We start from the raw sequence: 17,956 nt of genomic DNA on the forward strand, positions 1-17,956 counted from the left end.
TGGGACCATGGGCTACGTGACTTCGACCTGGGTGGAACCCTCCAACACGGCGACGGCTCTGCTGCTGCTCGGCCGGGGCAGCGACCCCGACACCGAGCGCGGCGTCGAGTGTCCGGGCGACCTGCCGGCGCCCAGCGACCCGGATCTGGTGGCCCGTGCCACGGCGGCGAAGGCGAAGCTGGGCAGCAAGGTCTTCGTGCTGGGGCACCACTACCAGCGCGACGAGGTGATCCAGTTCGCGGACGTGACCGGCGACTCGTTCAAGCTGGCCCGGGAGGCCGCCGCCCGGCCGGACGCCGAGTACATCGTCTTCTGCGGCGTGCACTTCATGGCCGAGAGCGCCGACATCCTCACCACGGACGCCCAGCGGGTGATCCTGCCCGACCTGGCGGCCGGCTGTTCGATGGCGGACATGGCCGTGCTGGGTCAGGTCGAGGCCGCCTGGGACACGCTCGCCGAGCTGGGCATCGCCGGCGAGACCGTGCCGGTGACGTACATGAACTCCTCGGCCGACATCAAGGGTTTCGTCGGCCGCAACGGCGGCGTGGTCTGCACCTCGTCCAACGCCAAGCGCGCCCTGGACTGGGCGTTCGAGCAGGGCTCGAAGGTGCTCTTCCTGCCGGACCAGCACCTGGGCCGCAACACGGCGGTGCTGGAGATGGGCCTGTCGCTGGACGACTGCGTGCTCTACGACCCGCACAAGCCCGGTGGCGGGCTCACGCCGGAGCAGCTGCGGGACGCCAAGATGATCCTGTGGCGAGGGCACTGCTCGGTGCACGGCCGGTTCACCCTGGAGAGCGTCGACGACGTGCGGGCGCGGGTTCCCGGGGTCAACGTGCTGGTCCACCCGGAGTGCCGGCACGAGGTGGTCACGGCCGCCGACCACGTCGGTTCGACCGAGTACATCATCAAGACCATCGAGGCGGCGCCGGCCGGCTCGGCGTGGGCGCTGGGCACCGAGCTGAACCTGGTCCGCCGGTTGGCGCTGGCCCACCCGGACAAGCAGATCATGTTCCTGGACAAGGCGGTCTGCTACTGCTCGACCATGAACCGGATCGATCTGCCGCACCTGGTCTGGGCCCTGGAGGAGCTGGTCGCGGGCCGGGTCGTCAACCAGATCACTGTCGACGCCGACACCGCGCACCACGCCCGGGTGGCGCTGGACCAGATGCTCGCGCTGCCGGGTGCGTGATCACGATCCGTGACGCCCTTGGTACGCAAAAGTGCCGGATCACCGATTAATGCCACACACGCTGGTGTGACCGAGTCCTTTTTCGTCACCGAGGGCTATGCTGCCGGGGCGAGGACGCAAGCGGGCCGTTTCGATATGGCCGCATCCGGGGTAGCGACAGAGTTCAGGCTCCCCACCATCAACACAGCAGCACCGAAGCGCTGGAGGTTGCGTTGACCGACGACGTCCTGATCGTGCATGGAGGCACTCCGCTCGAAGGGCGGATCCGCGTGCGCGGCGCGAAGAACCTGGTTTCGAAGGCGATGGTCGCCGCACTGCTGGGCGACAGCCCGAGCCGGCTGTTCGACGTGCCGAAGATCCGCGACGTCGAGGTGGTCCGGGGTCTACTCGGTCTGCACGGCGTCAAGGTGACCGACGGCGCCGAGGACGGCGAGCTCGTCTTCGACCCGGCGAACGTGGAGAGCGCCAGCACCGACCAGATCAACGTGCACGCCGGTTCGAGCCGGATCCCGATCCTGTTCTGCGGGCCGCTGCTGCACCGGCTCGGGCACGCGTTCATCCCGGATCTGGGCGGCTGCCACATCGGCCCGCGCCCGATCGACTTCCACCTGCAGGCGCTGCGGGAGTTCGGCGCGACTGTCGACAAGCGGCCCGAGGGGCTGCACCTCTCCGCGCCGAACGGCCTGCACGGCACCAAGTTCGCCCTGCCGTACCCGAGCGTCGGCGCCACCGAGCAGGTGCTGCTGACCGCGGTTATGGCCGAGGGCGTCACCGAGCTGCGCAACGCCGCGGTGGAGCCGGAGATCATCGACCTGATCTGCATCCTGCAGAAGATGGGCGCGATCATCAAGGTCCACACCGACCGGGTGATCGAGATCCAGGGCGTGCCGAAGCTGCACGGGTACACCCACCGGCCGATCCCCGACCGGATCGAGGCCGCCAGCTGGGCCGCGGCCGCGCTGGCCACCCGTGGCCACGTCGAGGTGCTCGGCGCGCAGCAGGCCGACATGATGACCTTCCTGAACATCTTCCGGTCCGTCGGCGGCGAGTACGAGGTCACCGACACCCGGCCGCCGAAGCTGGGCGACCCGGGCCAGGAGGGCGGCATCCGCTTCTGGCACCCCGGCGGCGAGCTGAACGCGGTGGCGCTGGAGACCGACGTCCACCCCGGCTTCATGACCGACTGGCAGCAGCCGCTGGTCGTGGCGCTGACCCAGGCCCGCGGCCTGTCGATCGTGCACGAGACGGTCTACGAGCAGCGGCTGGGCTACACCGAGGCGCTGAACTCGATGGGCGCCAACATCCAGGTCTACCGGGACTGCCTCGGCGGCACCCCGTGCCGCTTCGGCCGGCGCAACTTCAAGCACTCGGCGGTGATCGCCGGGCCGAGCAAGCTGCACGCCGCCGACCTGGTCATCCCCGACCTGCGGGCCGGTTTCAGCCACCTGATCGCGGCGCTCGCGGCCGAGGGCACCTCCCGGGTGTACGGCGTCGACCTGATCAACCGAGGCTACGAGGACTTCGAGGCGAAGCTCGCCGACCTCGGCGCGCACGCCGAGCGCCCGTAACCTCGTCAGACCTTCCGCGCCCGGTGCACCGCGATGTGCACCGGGCGCGAACCGTTGGCTACCCTTGCCGCGTGCCGTCGCTCTTTCGCCGCAAGTCCACCGACCTCGTCGACGAGGCCGTCACCTCGGTGACCCCCGAGGAGACCGCCGACCGTCCCCGGGGTTACACCCCGGCCAAGGGTCGGGAGACGCCGAAGCGGCCGACCGTCGGCCGTCGCCCGGCCGGCCCCACCCGCCCCCTCACCAAGGAGGAGGAGCGGGAGCGGCGCCGCCAGCTGCGTACCGAGGCCGCGGCCGAGTTCCGCCGCGAGGGTGGCCCCCGCGACCGGGGCCCGGAGCGGCTGCTGGCACGCAACGTGGTCGACTCCCGGCGTACCGTCGGCACCTGGTTCTTCGGCGGCGCGTTGATCGTGCTGATCGGCTCGAACGCGGCGATGCCGGCGCCGGTGCGGTTGATCTCCAACGTGCTCTGGGGCGCACTGGCCCTGGGTGTGGTCGTCGACTCGCTGCTGATCTGCCGCAAGATCGGCAAGCTGGTCCGGGAGCGCTTCCCGAAGACCGACCAGCGGATGGGCTCGCTCTACCTCTACGCCGTGATGCGGTCGATCACCTTCCGGCGGATGCGCGCTCCGGCTCCTCAGGTCAAGCTCGGCGACAAGGTCTGATCCCGGCTTCCCGAGCCCGCGTCGCCCCAGTGGCGGCTCCGGCCGCGTTGGGGGCAAAGCGCAGCGGGAAGCATCCGGGCAGCGGCCGTTCGTTGTAGCGTGCGCGTAGTTCATCACGGTGAACAGGTCGCCAGTTGTTCGTCACCTCGCACGTTGATCCAATGGAGCGAACACGCATGCCTGGAGAACCGGCTGCCCCGTTGGCCACCATCGCTGCCGCCCTGCGCCGCGAACGGGAGCGCCTCGGGATCTCGCTGGCCGAGCTGGCCCATCGGGCGGGGGTGACCGAGTCGACGATCTCCCACCTGGAGTCGGGGACCGGCAACCCGAGCGTCGAGACGCTCTGGGCGCTCGGCGTGGCGCTGGGCGTACCGTTCAGCCGGCTCGTGGAGCCGGCGGACGTCGACATCCGGGTGATCCGCGCCGGGGAGGGGCCCCGGGTCCGTTCCGAACAGGCCGACTTCGCCGGGACGCTGCTCAGCGCCGGCACGGCGCACCTGCGCCGGGACGTCTACCTGATCGAGTTGGAGCCGGGCGCGGTCCGGGAGGCGGACGGGCACACCCCCCGCAGCGTCGAGCACGTGGTGGTGGCCGCCGGACGGCTGCGCGTCGGCCCCGAGGCGGGCACCGTGGACCTCGGTCCGGGTGACTACGCGACGTTCCCCGGCGACACACCGCACCGGTACGAGGCGCTGGTCCCCGGCACCTTCGCCGTCCTCGTCATGGAGCATCCCTGACCCGATGCTCCGGTCCACCCGGCCGGCGGGTGGGGTATCGTCAAAGGTCAGATTGGGTTATCGACCCAAATGTCCGGAACCATCGGATAACGTTTGCGCTCGTGGGCGGTGCCACAGTGGCGGTGAACGAGCCCACGCCGTTACCCTCCATCCGCAGCCACGCCCTGCCGGAATGGGCGACCCGACCGGCACGCGAGGCCCCAGCGCGACAATGTGCAACGAGGTGACAACGCCGTGAGCGAGCGGACGCGAGCCGGCCACCGGGGCGTGGCAGGCGGCGACCGGACGCCCATGGGCCAGCGAGGCACCACCGCGGCCACCTCACCGTCGACGGGGAGCGGCCACGCGGCCGGGTGTGGCGACGGGCTCAACGGATGAACGGCCGCTACACCGACCGGTGGCGGGACCCGAACGAACCGTCCTGGGTGGTCGAGCCGACCACCGAGTGGCACCCCCAGTTCCCCGGCCAGCGCTACCCCGGCGACATCGGCGTCACCCACCAGCCGGCACCGCCGCGCGGACGGGCGACAGTTGTCGGTCGTACCGAGGTGCCGCCGCTCGCGCCCACCCGACCGGACGGCACCTACCTCGGCCGCTCCTGGGCCGACGAGCCTCCGGGCGAGTCTGCCCCCAACGGCCGGTGGGGGGCGGACGACGAGCCGGGCGGGACACCCTCCTACGGCTGGTCACGCAGCGACGAGCGCCCGGTCGACACGACGCACCACGGACGACCCGAGACCCCGCAGTACGACCATGAGCCGTACCGCCGGCCGCTCCCCGAGCCGCCCCGACGGGAGGAGCGCCGCTCCCCCGAGTCGGACCGGCGGACCGCCTGGTCCGACCGGCGACCCAACGACGACCGGGGACCGGCTCGGGAGGCCGCCTGGCACCGCGAGCAGCCCACTTCCGAGCGGTACGACGGCCGCCCGCCCCGACAGGAGCCGGCCGACCGGGACCGGGCGTACCCGACCGCGCCACCCGTCTCCCCCGGGCCCTACTCCCCCGCACCGCGCAGTGACTCCGGCTGGGTGCCCGAGCCGGACGAGGCGCCGCGCCGGCGCGGCACGTCGGAGCGGCCGGCCGCGAGTCACGACCGGCACCCCGGCGACGGGTACGGCACCCCACCGGCCAGGGGCCACGACGGCCGCCCGACCGACGGCTGGGCCGCCGAGGGGGCCGGCCAGTGGGCACCCGTGGACAGCCGCTCCCGCTACCGGGCCGAGGGCCACCCCGACCGCCTACCCGACGACGCCCGCCGCCCGGACCGCCTGCCCGACGACGCCCGCCGGATGGAACGCCTACCCGACGACGCCCGCCGCTCAGAACGCCTACCCGACGACGCCCGCCGCCCGGAGCGGGGCGTTGCCGACGGCCGGTCCCGCGTGGACGCTGGCCCCGGTGCGTCCACCGACCGGCAGCGCCGGCCGGACGAGGCATTCGGGACGCCACAGACGTCCGAGGGCGGACGGCGGCGCCGCCCCGAACCGGAGGCACCGGAACAGCCCCGCCGCGACGACGAGCGCCGCCGTCCCGATGTCGAGCCGCACCGGCAGCAACCCCGCGAGGCGGCAGCCCGCACCGAGGCGTACCCGGACCGTCGCGCGCGCGAGAACGCCCGGCCGGAGCGGTACGGCGAGGAGCCGTACCGCGAGGAGACCTACCGCGAGGAGCCGCGGTCGCAGCCCGGCCCCCGGTCGGGTGGCGGCCTGCCCTGGCCGCCGCCCGGTCCGGTGCACCCGGACCGCAGACGGGAGCCGGGCTACCGGCCCGAGCCGCACCGCGGCGCTGAGCCGGAGGTCCCGCCGCGGCCGGCGACGCGACCCGCACGGCCACCGGCGGAGCCGCCCCGGTACGACGAACGGCCCGCGCGTCCCGCCGCGACGGCGCCGCCCACCTCCGGCCGGGCCACCCAGGTCCCGCCCACACCCGTCTCCCCGGCCGCGCCAGGCACCGGCCGGGCGACCCCGGTTCGTCCGGCCTCGCCGGAGCGACCGGTGTCGCCGGCACCCGTCTCGCCCGCCGCGCCCGGCCCGGACCGGCCGGTGTCCGCGGCACCCGTCTCCCCCGCCTCGGCGGACCACGCGTGGCAACCATCCACGTCGTCCGGTCGTCCGGAGCGCGACCGGCCGGTGTCCGCCGCACCGGTCTCCCCGGCGGACGTCCCCGTCTCCGGTCCACCGGCCGCCCGGCTGCGGCTGGAGTTCCTGCCCGCCCCGGTGGATCCTCCGTCCTCGGACGAGCGGCCGGAGTCGCCGCAGCGGCCCGAGCACCGCACACCCACCGAACCGGCTTCGACTGCCGACCCTCGCGCCACCGCGCCACCGCGCTATCCCGGCCCGGACAACCGCTCGCACCCGGCGCCGCCCGCCCGTCCCGCCCCGCAGGACCAGCCCCCACAACCCACACCTGGGCAGCGGCCCTCGCCGCCTGCGGATGACCGCCCGCCGGTCGCTCCCCCACCGTCCTGGCAGCGGCCGGAGCAGCCCCCCACCCCCGTGACGCCGACGTCCTCGGCGCCCGCGCCGGATGCCGAGCCGGCGCTTCCGATCGCCCCGGGCGTACCGCGTCGCTACGTGCCCCCGGCGCCCTCGGAAGCGCCAGTGCCGACCGCTGCGGAGCCAGCGGAGGCGTCGGCCCGGGGGCCGGCAGCCTGGTTCAGCCCGGGCGCCCAGCCGGTCGTGCCCGACCAGGACGAGACACCAGCGGACCAGCGGCCGACCGAGGAACCCGAGACCACCACCGTCGCCGAGACGACCGAGGACTGGAAGCCCGGCGACGGGTCGGCCGGCTCGCCACACGCCGAGGACGCGCACGTCCCGTCGGCGGCGTCCGCTCAACCGCTGGTCAGCGACCCCGCAGCCGACCGGCGGCCCGACTCGGCCGTCGAGACCGCTGCGACACCGATCTCCGGACCGCTCGCCGACCCGGTCTCCCCACCACCGAGCCGGCCGGTGTCCGCACCACCAGCCGATCCGATCGCCGTACGCCCCGCCCCACCCGCCTCGGCGCAGCCTGTCTCGGCACCGCCTGTCTCCGCGCCGCCGGACTCGGCCTGGCCCGTCTCGGCCCCGCCAGCCCTCGCGCCGCCGGACTCGGCCTGGCCTGTCTCGGCACCGCCGGCCTCGGCCACCCCGATGGAGGTGGCCGACGCTGAGCGTCGCCCTCGGGTCGACGACCTCGCCACCCACGTGGAGCCCTCCACCGAACCGACCCCGACCGACGGACGGGAGCCGATCTCCGGACCGCCGGCACACCCGGTCTCCGGTGCTCCACGCGCCTGGTCGGACGACCTGGTCGACGATGCCGACGACGCAGCGGCGGCCGCCGAGCCGGTGTCGGGCGACATCCACCGTCCGCTCGGCGGTGAGCCGTACACAGAGGCGTCGGGGCACCACAGCGACCTCGCCCCCGACGACATCCGCCAGGTCACTGGCCCGACGAGCGCGCCGACCGCCGACGCATCCACCGACGCGTCGCGGGACCGCCTCGCCGACGCCGGACCGTGGGACCGGCCGGCATCGGCGCCGCCCGCGTCGAGCAACGCGTACCCATCGACCGCCAGCCCGGACCCGGATGCCGACCCGGCCGGGTCCGGTCCGGCGACCGAGGCGACGCGCACGCCGCCGCCCGAGCCGGCAGCGGAACGGCCCACTGCGGCGGCGCCCGTGTCCGCACCGCCCGCACCGGAGCCCGTGCCCCCGGCGGCACTCGCACCGCCGGTCTCCGCACCGCCGGCCGCGCAGGCACCCGTCTCCGCACCGCCCGTCTCCGCACCGCCCGTCTCCGCACCGCCGGCCGCGCAGGCACCCGTCTCCGCGCCACAGGCGACGCCCGTGTCCGCGCCACCCGCCGCGCCCGTCTCCGCCGTACCGCTCGCTGGCATTCCCGGGCCGCGCAGCGGGTCGTCCGACCAGGACGCGCCGGTGTCGACGCCGCCCGCCACGGCGCCGGAGCCGCCCCGTCGTTCGCTGGCCGATCAGGGCGACCCGGAGCAGGTCCTGGCCGCTTACCGCTGGCGGCTGGATCCGGTGACCCTGCGCGAGGAGCTGACGGAGCCGGACGCCATGCGGGCCATCCGGCGGCGGTTGACCGAGAAGCTGGGCTCGGCCGTCGACAACAAGGCCCGTGCGCGGCTGCTGAGTCTGCGCGCGGTCGCGTCGCGGATCCTCGGCGACCTCGACGACGCGTTGGCCGACGGCCGGCTCGCCCTCACCTACGCGGAAGCCACCGGCGAGCTGCGCCGGACCGCGCTGGCCCAGGCCCGGCTGGCCCACGTGCTGCGCTGGCGGGGGGACTACGCCGAGGCCGACCAGCTCTTCGCCGAGGCCAACTCGATCGAACTGCCCGACCGGCTGCGCGCCGCCCTGCACGAGCACGCCGGGCGGTGCTGCTATGACCAGGGCCGGCTGATGGAGGCCTGCCACCACTTCGAGCGGGCGCTCGACCTGCGCGGGGCCGGCGACGCCGAACTGCTGGACCGGATCCGGGTGGCCCTCGACGCGGTCACCGCGCGGGCTTCGGCCGACGGCTTCGGGCCGTACCCCCGGAGTCGGGAAGAGGTGCTCGACCGTGACCAGCCCCCGCAGCCGGACCGGGACGGACCGCTGTGGGGCTACACCGACCACGCCGGCGACGTTGTCATTCCCGCCCGGTACGCCGAGGCGCAGCCCTTCCACGACGGGCTGGCCTGGGTCCGGCGGCCGGACACCGACCGGTGGTCCCTGATCAACCTGCTGGGTACGACGGTGATCCCGCCCTCGTACCGGGCGGTGCGCCCGTTCAGCGACGGCCTGGCCTGGGTGTTCACCGACGGCGGGTGGACGGCGATCGACCCGACCGGCGCGGTGCAGGTTCCGCCCAACTTCGCCGACGTACGGCCGTTCCGCCGAGGGCTGGCCGCGGTGAAGCGCGAGGGGTGGGGTGCGGTCGACCGGACCGGCCGGATCGTGGTGCCGACCCGATACCACGGCTTCGTCACCGAGCTGACCGACGCGGGTCCGGTCGACGGCTTCACCGACGAGGGTCTCGTGGTCGTCGACGTGGCCGGTCGGCGCGGTGTGGTGGACCGGACCGGCGCGGTGCTGGTCCAGCCGTCGTACCCGATGGTGGTCATCCACCCGGTGGCGTTCCTGGTGGTCAGCGGCAGCGGTCGGTGGGGCGCGCTGGACCGGCGGGGTGGGCCGCTGATCGACCTGGTGCACCCCGATCGCGCGGCGGTGCTGGAGGAGATCGACCGGCTGTTGACCGACGCGAACCCGGTGCTCTGAGTCGTCGCTCGGCGATCGTGATCCACCGGAGTTATGGTCGGGGCATGGAATTCCGACACCTGGGCCGTTCTGGCCTGATGGTCAGCGAGATCTCGTACGGCAACTGGATCACCCACGGTTCACAGGTCGAGGAGGACGCGGCGAACGCCTGCGTCCGGGCCGCCCTCGACGCGGGGATCACCACCTTCGACACCGCCGACGTGTACGCCGGCACCCGGGCCGAGGACGTGCTCGGCCGGGCGCTGCAGAACGAGCGTCGCGAGGGCTTGGAGATCTTCACCAAGGTCTACTGGCCCACCGGGCCGGGTCGCAACGACCGCGGCCTGTCCCGCAAGCACATCATGGAGTCGATCAACGGCTCCCTGCGGCGGCTGCGCACCGACTACGTGGACCTCTACCAGGCCCACCGGTACGACCACAGCACGCCGCTGGAGGAGACGATGGAGGCGTTCGCCGACGTCGTGCACTCCGGCAAGGCGCACTACATCGGCGTCTCCGAGTGGACCGCCGAGCAGCTGCGGGCCGCCCACCCGCTCGCCCGGGAGCTGCACGTCCCGCTGGTCTCCAACCAACCCCAGTACTCGATGCTGTGGCGGGTCATCGAGACCGAGGTCGTGCCGGCCAGCGAGGAGCTGGGCATCGGCCAGATCGTCTGGTCGCCGATGGCCCAGGGCGTGCTCTCCGGCAAGTACCTGCCGGGGCAGCCGCCGCCGGCCGGTTCCCGTGCCACCGACGAGAAGTCGGGCGCGAACTTCATCTCCCGGTTCATGAACGACGACGTCCTGACCCGGGTGCAGCAGCTCAAGCCGCTCGCCGAGCAGGCCGGGCTGAGCATGGCCCAGCTGGCCGTGGCGTGGGTCCTGCAGAACCCGAACGTCTCGTCGGCGATCATCGGCGCGTCCCGCCCCGAGCAGGTGCACGACAACGTGAAGGCGGCCGGGGTGAAGCTCGACGCCGAGCTGCTCAAGGCCATCGACGAGATCGTCGAGCCGGTCACCGAGCGGGACCCGGCCAAGACCGAGTCTCCCGCCGAGCGGCCCTGACGCGGGTCCGGTCCGGTCGGCGCACCCGCGCCGGCCGGACCGGACAACTCAGCTCGACTCAGCTCCGCCAGAACCGGATCAGGTCCAGGCCGGCGGCGTACAGCCACGACGGCAGGCCGAGCAGGTCACCCACGGCGAAGACCGCGTCGAAGAACCAGCCGCCGATGCGCGGGTTCCACAGCAGCGCGAAGAGCAGAAGAAAGCCGTACGGGGCGAACAGGTCGTACATCCTGCGCCACTGCGGATTGAGCCACGGCTGGATCATGTTGCCGCCGTCCAGGCCGGGCACCGGCAGCAGGTTGAGCACGCTCGCGGTGAGCTGGAGGAACGCCAGCAGCGCCACCCCGGCCCAGAACTCCACCGGGCCACCCGAGGACGTGCCGAGTCGCACCGCCAGCACGAGCAGCAACGTGAACAGCACGTTGGTCGCCGGGCCGGCGAGGCTGACCAGGGTGTGCCGCAGTCGCCCCCCGATGGCGTGCCGGTCCACCCACACCGCGCCGCCGGGCAGGCCGATGCCGCCGAGCAGCACCACCACCACCGGCAGCACGATCGACAGCAGGGGGTGGGTGTACTTGAACGGGTTGAGCGTCAGGTAACCGCGGTGGGCGATGTCCCGGTCGCCCGCGCGGTAGGCCACCACAGCGTGGGCGTACTCGTGCAGGCAGAGCGACACCAGCCAGCCGGACACCACGAACAGGAACACGTCGAAGCGGACGCTGCCGTAGCCGTTCCAGGCCAGCACCCCGCTGACCGCGAAGAGCGCGACCAGGCCGAGGAAGACCGGGCTGGGCCGGAACGCCGCCTTGGGCACGCCGAGCACCAGCCCGTCGGCGCCCGGCCGGTCGTAGGCCATCACTCGGCCGTGGGCAGCAGGCTCATCCGGTACTCCACCCGGTCGTCCTCGACGAGCGCGACCGAGGTGACGCCGGACGCCGCGAGCTCACGCCAGGTCTGACCGATCCAGGATTCGGCGTCGGCCTGGCTGCCGAACGACTCCGCCGGGCCCTCCACCGTCTGACCGTCCGTGCCCTCGTACCGCCAGCTCCACGCCATGCCGCGTCTCCCCTCGCCGCTGAAGTCCCCGTGGGACGAACCCCCGCCAGCGTAGTCGGCCCGGCGCGCAACGGCCGCTCGCTCGCCCCCCGCGGCAACCCACGGGTTGATCAACCCCCGTCGGTGCGGGCCGGTACGGTGGCTCGGTGCTGACACGGGGAGTGCTGCTCGGCGACCGGTACCGGCTGGGCGAGCGGGTGGCGACGGGCGGGATGGGCGCGGTCTGGCGGGGCACCGACGTGCTGTTGGAGCGCGAGGTGGCGGTGAAGGTACTGCTGCCGTCGCTGGTCGCCGATCCGGAGTTCACCGCCCGCTTCCGCGCCGAGGCGCGGATGCTCGCGGCGTTGCGGCACCCCGGCGTGGTCGCGGTGCACGACGTCGGGCAGGCCGCGCTCGCCGACGGCAGCCGGGTCGACTACCTGGTGATGGAGTACGTCGAGGGCGAGCCGTTGTCGGTCCGGGTACGCACGGCGGGTCGACTGGACGCGGCGACCACCATGTCGGTGCTGGCGCAGGCCGCCGACGCCCTGCACACCGCCCATCTCGCCGGCATCGTGCACCGGGACGTGAAGCCCGGCAACCTGCTGGTCAAGGCGGACGGTCGGGTGGTGCTCGTCGACTTCGGCATCGCCCGGTCCCGCAGCATGGCCGGGCTGACCGCCGCGAACATGGTGCTCGGCACCGCCGCGTACATGTCTCCCGAGCAGGCCACCGGTCAGCCGGTCGCCGCCGCCACGGACCTCTACGCCCTCGGGGCGGTGGCGTACTTCTGCCTGGCCGGGCAGCCACCGTTCGACGGCGACAACCCGCTCGCGGTGGCGTTGCGGCACGCCCAGGACGAGCCGGCCCCGCTGCCGCCGGACACGCCGCCCGCGGTGGCGGCGGTGGTCGCGCGGGCGATGGCCAAGCGGCCCGCGGACCGGTACGCCAGCGCCGCTGAGCTGGCCGCTGCCGCCGCTGATGCCCGCGACGCGACCCTGGCCAGCATCCCGCCCTCCGCCCGCCCTCCGTGGGCGGTGGCCGCACCCGCCCCGCCCGTGGTGGGCGCCACCACCCCGCCGCCCGTCGCGCCGCCGGTTCCGCCCGTTTCGAGTCCCACGCCGCCCGTGCCGACCCGCGCGCCGACGCCGCCGGTCCCGACCACGGATCCGGCCCTGCCACCGGCCTTCCGGGCCGGGATGGTCCAGATCCGGCCAACCGAGACCGGGCCGACCCGCGAGGATCCGTTGCCGACGTCGTCAAGCCGGCGACGCGGGCCGCTGCTGGTCGGGGTGGGCGCGATCATTCTGATCGCGCTCGTCGGCGGTGCCGTGGCGGCGCTGCGGCCGGACGCCGGGCCGGGCAGGACGACCGGTCCGGCGGCGCTGACGGGTGAGTCGACGTCGGGCACCGGCGTCGCGCTGCCGACCGCGGATACCACCACCCCGGGACCCCGGGCCAGTGGCACGCCGAGCGCCGACCGGACCGCGACCGCCACACCGACCGGCGGCGACCGATCGGGTACGCCCGCCAGCGGCAGCCCGGTCACCCGCAGCGCGGCACCGGGGACCACGCCGACCGGGGCGGCCAGCGGCAGACCGACGTCCAGTGGCAGCCCGGCGGGCCGGCCCAACCCGTACACGGCGGCGCAGGCGTGCGGCAGCGGCTATCAGGTGATCGACTCGGCGACGCTGACCGACGGTGGCGGCCGTCGTCAGGGTCGCGTCTACCTGCTCTACCACTCGGGCAACGGCAACAACTGCGTGGTCACCCTCAAGGACACCGCGGTCGGGGCCAGGACGGCGGCGTCGGCGTATCTGGAGGTGCAGGGACGGGCCCGCAGCACCGACAGCGGCTCGTTCGACTACTACGCGGGCCCGGTGCGGGCCTCCGCCGCTGGCGCGTGCGTGAAGTGGGGCGGCGCCACCGGCGGGGTCAGCTACGGCAGCGGGTTCGAACACTGCGGCTGACCACCCACAACGCTGCGCCACGCTCCTCGCCCCCGGACACCGGGGCGGGCTAGATCTTGGACACTTTCCGTTCCGAGCTGACGGAAACTGTCCAAGATTGCCGGCGCTCGCGGGGGCGCTGCGGACGGCGCAGGAGGGAAGCGGACGCTTGCCTGCAATGGACGCGGAACGGACTTTCGATCGTCGGCAGGGCTGGGGCGACGTGCCCAGACCCGGGGCATGAGAACTAAGGTACGGACATGTCCGTTGACGGGTGGAACACGGTCCTGGTGCTCGGCGGTATCCGGTCCGGCAAGTCCGAGTTCGCCGAGTCCCTGGTCGCCGACGCGCCGGTGGTTCGCTACATCGCCACCGCGCCGGAGGGCGACCCGGAGGACACCGAGTGGGCGACCCGGCTGGCGACGCACCGCGCCCGCCGACCGGGCAGCTGGACCACCGAGGAGACCGCCGGAGAGCCGCGTCGGCTGGCGGACGTGCTCGAATCCGCCGAGCCCAACGAGACGCTTCTCGTGGACGACCTGGGCGGCTGGGTGACCGTGCTGCTCGACCCGGAGTACCAGCCCGCCGACGACGTGGCGACGATCGCCGAGCTGGCCGAGGCGATCCGCACCTGCGCGGCGCGGGTGGTGCTGGTGAGCCCCGAGGTGGGGCTGTCGCTGGTGCCGACCACCCCGCTGGGCCGGGCGTTCACCGACGCGCTCGGCGCGGCCAACCGCGCGGTCGCCGATGCCTGCGACGCAGTGGTGCTGGTGGTCGCGGGCCAACCGGCCTGGCTGAAGCCGGCACCCACCACCGCCGTTGCTGCTGCCGCCGCCGCGACCGTGAGCGCGTCGGCGAGCCCTGTGTCGCCGGCCGCGAGCCAGACCGGCGCATTCCAGGCCGGCACGAGCCTGCTCGACGCCGAGCCCACCCCCGAGGTCCAACTGCCGGACGTGCTGACCCACACCCCGCCGGTCGCCCCGAACCAGGAGCCCGGCAACCCCTGGGCCGCGCCGACGATGGCGCTGCCGATGGTGGCCACCGGGCTGGTCATCCAGCCGGGCATGGAGCTGCCGATGCCCGACGACTACGCCGGTCCGCAGGCGGTGGACCGGCTGGCCACGTTGGACGTACCCGGTGCCGGGCTGGGCGTGCTGGACCGGGTGGTCGGCTTCGCCGCCGCCACCCAGGGCACGTCGACGCCGGCCGCCTGGGGTTCGGTGCGGGTGCTGCTGCTCAACGGCGACCACGCCGGTGGCGCGTCGGCCGGCACCGTCGCGGGCGAGTCGGCGCGTCGGGCCGCACAGGCCCGCGCCGGGCGGGGTGCGCTGGCCCGGCTGGCCGCCGAGAGCGGCGCGAGCCTGCAGGTGGTGGACACCCCCGCCTCCGCGCCGATGGAGACCCAGCCGGCGCTCACCGGCGAGCAGGTCGAGTCGGCGCTGCGCTACGGCTGGCGGCTGGCCGAGCAGGCCGCCGACGCGGGCGTACAACTGCTTGTCCTGGGGGCGTGCGGCGCCGGCACCGAGGCGGCCGCGGCGGCGGTGCTGGCGGCCACGGCCGGCGCGGAACCACCGGCCGTGCTGGGCCGGGTGATCACCGATTCCGGTGAGATCGACGACGCGGCCTGGATGGTCCGCTGCGCGGCGGTGCGCGACGCGCTGCACCGCACCCGCCGCTCGCCACGCGGCGCGAAGGACGTGCTGTCCGAGCTGGGTGGCGGCGATGTGGCGGTGGCCACCGGCGTGCTGCTGGGCGCCACCGCCCGCCGGGTGCCGGTGCTGCTGGACGGGCCGGTCGGGCTGGCCGCCGGGATGGTCAGCCGTGACCTGGCCGGGCAGGCGCGGCACTGGTGCCTGTTGGCCGACCACGGCCAGCACCCGGCGGTGCGGCTGGCCGCCGACGTGCTCGGCCTCACGCCCCTGCTCGACCTGCGGCTGGACCTCGGCGAGGGCGCCAACGCCCTGGTCGCGCTGCCGTTGCTGCGCTCGGTGCTGGCACTGGCCGCCGCGCTGCCGGTGCACCCGTCGCTGGCGGGCGACGCCGACGCGGACCGGGCCGACGAGCCGCAGACCGACCCGGAGCCCGACGACGCCGAGCCCGACGACGCCGAGCCGGCGTACACCGGGCCCGACTACACCGACCCGGAGTTCGTCGAGCCGGAGCCGGCCGGGCCGGGGCCCACCCGCACGGGGGCGGACGAGCAGCCGGCGTCGGGCTGGCGTGCCGGCTGAGTCGCGGCTCGTCGCGGGCGCCCGGCTGGCGGTCACCACCTTCAGCACGTTGCCGGTACGCGCCGGCCGGATCGACCGCCCGGTGGCGGGTACCGCGATGGCGCTCGCCCCGGCCGTCGGCGCGCTGCTCGGCGTACTGCTGGGCGGCGTCCTGCTGCTGACCGGCCTGCTCGCTCCCCCGCTGGTGGCCGCCGGCGTGACGGTGGGCGCCGCCGCCCTGCTCACCCGAGGGCTGCACCTGGACGGGCTGGCCGACACCGTGGACGCGCTCGGGTCGTACCGGCGGGGGGCTGCCGCCCTGGAGATCATGAAGAAGCCGGACGTCGGACCGTTCGGTGTGGTCGCGCTGGTGGTCGTACTCCTGGTGCAGGCCGCGGCGCTCGCCGACCTGGCCGGCCGGTCCTGGCCGGCGTGTCTCGCGGCGGTGGTGGCGGCCACCGCGGCCGGGCGGCTGGGTGTGACGGTGGCGTGCCGACGGGGCGTGCCCGCGGCCCGGCCGGACGGGCTGGGGGCCCTGGTGGCGGGAACCGTCGGCCCGGTGGCGCTGGCCGTCGGCGCGGTCGCCGTCGTGCTGCTGGCGGTGCCCGCGGTGCCGGGCCGCCCGTGGCAGGGGCCGCTCGCCGTCGGCGCCGCGCTCGCCGTCGCGGTCGCGCTGCTGGCCCACGTGGTACGCCGGCTCGGCGGGATCACCGGCGACGTGCTCGGCGCGACCGTCGAGGTGGTCACCACGCTGGTCTACCTCGGTGTGGTGCTGTCCGCCTGAAGCCGGCGCGGCCGGCCGGGTAGCGTTCGGCTCGACAGCACCGGCACGGCCACCGGGGGAACCCACATGCTCATCACGGACGACTTCCTGCCCGTACCGGTGCCGGAGTCGCTCAGCGCGACCTACCTGGTGCCGATGGCGGGGCTGCCGAAGGTCAGCGCGAAGACGGCGGTGGCGGCGCTGACCGGCCGACTGGCCGAGCCGGTGCACGGGCTCGCCCGCCAGATGCTGGACAGCCCGCTGATGAGCGTGGACACCCGGCCGATCGCCGAGTTCCCCGCGCTCCCGCCGGATCTGCTCACCGCGTTCGGCGCCACCGAGGCGCAGTTGGCCCGGCTGGCCGCGGCGACACACCTGGTCGTGGTCCAGGCGGAGTACCGGCCGGGCTGGCCGCCCGCGCACGAGTGGGCGGCCCGGGCGGTGGCGGCGGCGGTGGCGGAGTCCGTCGACGGCGACGTGGTGGACGTCTTCGGCCTCCAGTTCCTCGACCCGGCGACCGCGCTGCGCTCACTCCCCGACGAGCAGGGCCGGATCCGGCTGATCGACTGGGTGCTGGTGCCGTACTCCTCGGACACCGAGGGGCTGTGGTTCACCACGAAGGGGCTGCGGCGCTTCGGTCTGCTGGAGTTGCAGACCCAGGGGGTGCCCGACCATCTGACCCGCGCCTGGGGTGCGGTGATGACCGGGGCGGCCCGGCGGCTGCTGCGGGACTGGACCGACGGGCTCACCGGCGAGGAGGTGCCCGCGTTCGTGCAGCTGCCGGTGCTGGCCACGGTGACCGGGCACGACATCGCGGTGGCGTACGGCAACCCGGAGCAGCATGGCGCGACGGCCCCGGTGCTGCTGCGCCTGGAGCTGGACCCGGCGACCGACCCGGAGGCCGACTCGTTCCTGAGCCTGCGTCCGCCGGCCGGGCATCCCGGCCCGGACGGGCGCTACTACGCAGCCGCCTGCGCGACGTTGTTCTCCGGCATCCAGCCGGACGTACGCTACGCCCGTTCCGGTGACGCGATGAGCCACGCGGTCGCCACCGCCCGGGCCGCCCTGGGCGACGCGCGGGCCCGCTTCGTCGCCGGCCAGTTACCGGCCGAGTCGCAGCTGGTCGTCAAGTACGGCCTTCCGGGCGACGACGGCCCGGAGTACGTCTGGGCGGGCGTCACCTCGTGGGAGACCCCGGAGCGGATCGTCGGCGTCAGCGCCAGCGACGCCAACACCGACGAGAGCGTACGCATCGGCACCCCCGTGGTGGTGGAAGCGACCGACGTCGTCGACTGGGCCGTCCTGAACGCGACCGGAGTCATCGAAGGCGGCTGGACCCAGGCAGTCCTGGACTCCGGCGAACCCCCCACCACCCCAACCCCCTAACCCCACCCCCTGCCCCCTCCCCACCCCACCCCACCCGCGTTGATCATGAAGTTATTGCCACCGGCATCGGCGTGTCGTGGCAATAACTTCATGATCAACCAGGTCGAGGGGTGGGGTGGGGTGGGTTGGGGAGGGGTGGGG

Annotated in this window: 11 protein-coding genes and 1 pseudogene; 10 read left to right on the forward strand and 2 right to left on the reverse strand. The window is 74.4% G+C overall.

The window, feature by feature from the left end:
- Positions 1-16: 16 nt before the first annotated feature.
- The 6 genes from nadA (at position 17) to ACFYPH_RS08220 (ending at position 10,472) form a co-directional block, all read left to right on the forward strand.
- Complete coding sequence (nadA, locus tag ACFYPH_RS08195) at positions 17-1,192, forward strand: quinolinate synthase NadA (protein ID WP_363940486.1); 1,176 nt, start codon at positions 17-19, stop codon at positions 1,190-1,192.
- Positions 1,193-1,404: 212 nt separating this feature from the next.
- A complete protein-coding gene (gene murA, locus ACFYPH_RS08200; protein ID WP_308195384.1) occupies positions 1,405-2,760 on the forward strand; it encodes a UDP-N-acetylglucosamine 1-carboxyvinyltransferase in 1,356 nt (451 codons plus the stop codon).
- A 71-nt stretch (positions 2,761-2,831) separates the two neighbouring features.
- Entirely contained in the window at positions 2,832-3,425 is a 594-nt protein-coding gene (locus ACFYPH_RS08205) for a DUF3043 domain-containing protein (RefSeq protein ID WP_354859767.1), read from the forward strand.
- Positions 3,426-3,601: 176 nt separating this feature from the next.
- The gene (locus tag ACFYPH_RS08210; RefSeq protein WP_355134963.1) at positions 3,602-4,162 is read left to right on the forward strand and encodes an XRE family transcriptional regulator; all 561 of its coding nucleotides are present in this window, start codon (positions 3,602-3,604) and stop codon (positions 4,160-4,162) included.
- 374 nt (positions 4,163-4,536) lie between these two features.
- Positions 4,537-9,429, forward strand: a complete 4,893-nt coding sequence (locus ACFYPH_RS08215; RefSeq protein ID WP_387180118.1) for a WG repeat-containing protein — start codon at positions 4,537-4,539, stop codon at positions 9,427-9,429.
- Positions 9,430-9,473: 44 nt separating this feature from the next.
- Positions 9,474-10,472 carry an aldo/keto reductase family protein gene (locus ACFYPH_RS08220; protein WP_354859759.1) on the forward strand — a complete coding sequence of 333 codons (999 nt, stop codon included), beginning with the start codon at positions 9,474-9,476 and terminating at the stop codon, positions 10,470-10,472.
- A 58-nt stretch (positions 10,473-10,530) separates the two neighbouring features.
- Here ACFYPH_RS08220 and ACFYPH_RS08225 read toward each other — a convergent pair whose 3' ends face one another.
- Positions 10,531-11,328 carry a site-2 protease family protein gene (locus ACFYPH_RS08225; protein ID WP_387180120.1) on the reverse strand — a complete coding sequence of 266 codons (798 nt, stop codon included), beginning with the start codon at positions 11,326-11,328 and terminating at the stop codon, positions 10,531-10,533.
- Positions 11,328-11,528: a hypothetical protein gene (locus ACFYPH_RS08230; protein ID WP_030337978.1), complete on the reverse strand. Its 201-nt coding sequence runs from the start codon at positions 11,526-11,528 to the stop codon at positions 11,328-11,330. Before ACFYPH_RS08230 ends, ACFYPH_RS08225 begins: the two co-directional genes overlap by 1 nt.
- Before the next feature lie 146 nt (positions 11,529-11,674).
- Between ACFYPH_RS08230 and ACFYPH_RS08235 the strand changes: the two are divergent.
- From ACFYPH_RS08235 to ACFYPH_RS08250, 4 genes and pseudogenes are all read left to right on the forward strand, one after another.
- Positions 11,675-13,150 (forward strand): annotated as a pseudogene (locus ACFYPH_RS08235) (protein kinase); the annotation flags it as partial.
- A gap of 566 nt (positions 13,151-13,716) precedes the next feature.
- The gene (locus ACFYPH_RS08240; RefSeq protein WP_387180123.1) at positions 13,717-15,687 is read left to right on the forward strand and encodes a bifunctional adenosylcobinamide kinase/adenosylcobinamide-phosphate guanylyltransferase; all 1,971 of its coding nucleotides are present in this window, start codon (positions 13,717-13,719) and stop codon (positions 15,685-15,687) included.
- Positions 15,677-16,450: an adenosylcobinamide-GDP ribazoletransferase gene (locus tag ACFYPH_RS08245; RefSeq protein WP_387180125.1), complete on the forward strand. Its 774-nt coding sequence runs from the start codon at positions 15,677-15,679 to the stop codon at positions 16,448-16,450. The genes ACFYPH_RS08240 and ACFYPH_RS08245 overlap by 11 nt, the downstream gene beginning before the upstream one ends.
- A gap of 66 nt (positions 16,451-16,516) precedes the next feature.
- Positions 16,517-17,815 (forward strand): DUF2314 domain-containing protein, encoded by a 1,299-nt coding sequence (locus tag ACFYPH_RS08250; RefSeq protein ID WP_387180128.1) that lies wholly within the window; start codon positions 16,517-16,519, stop codon positions 17,813-17,815.
- The last annotated feature ends 141 nt before the right edge of the window (positions 17,816-17,956 follow it).

The sequence above is a fragment of the Micromonospora sp. NPDC005252 genome, from assembly GCF_042872475.1.
In the GTDB taxonomy this organism is placed as follows: domain Bacteria; phylum Actinomycetota; class Actinomycetes; order Mycobacteriales; family Micromonosporaceae; genus Micromonospora.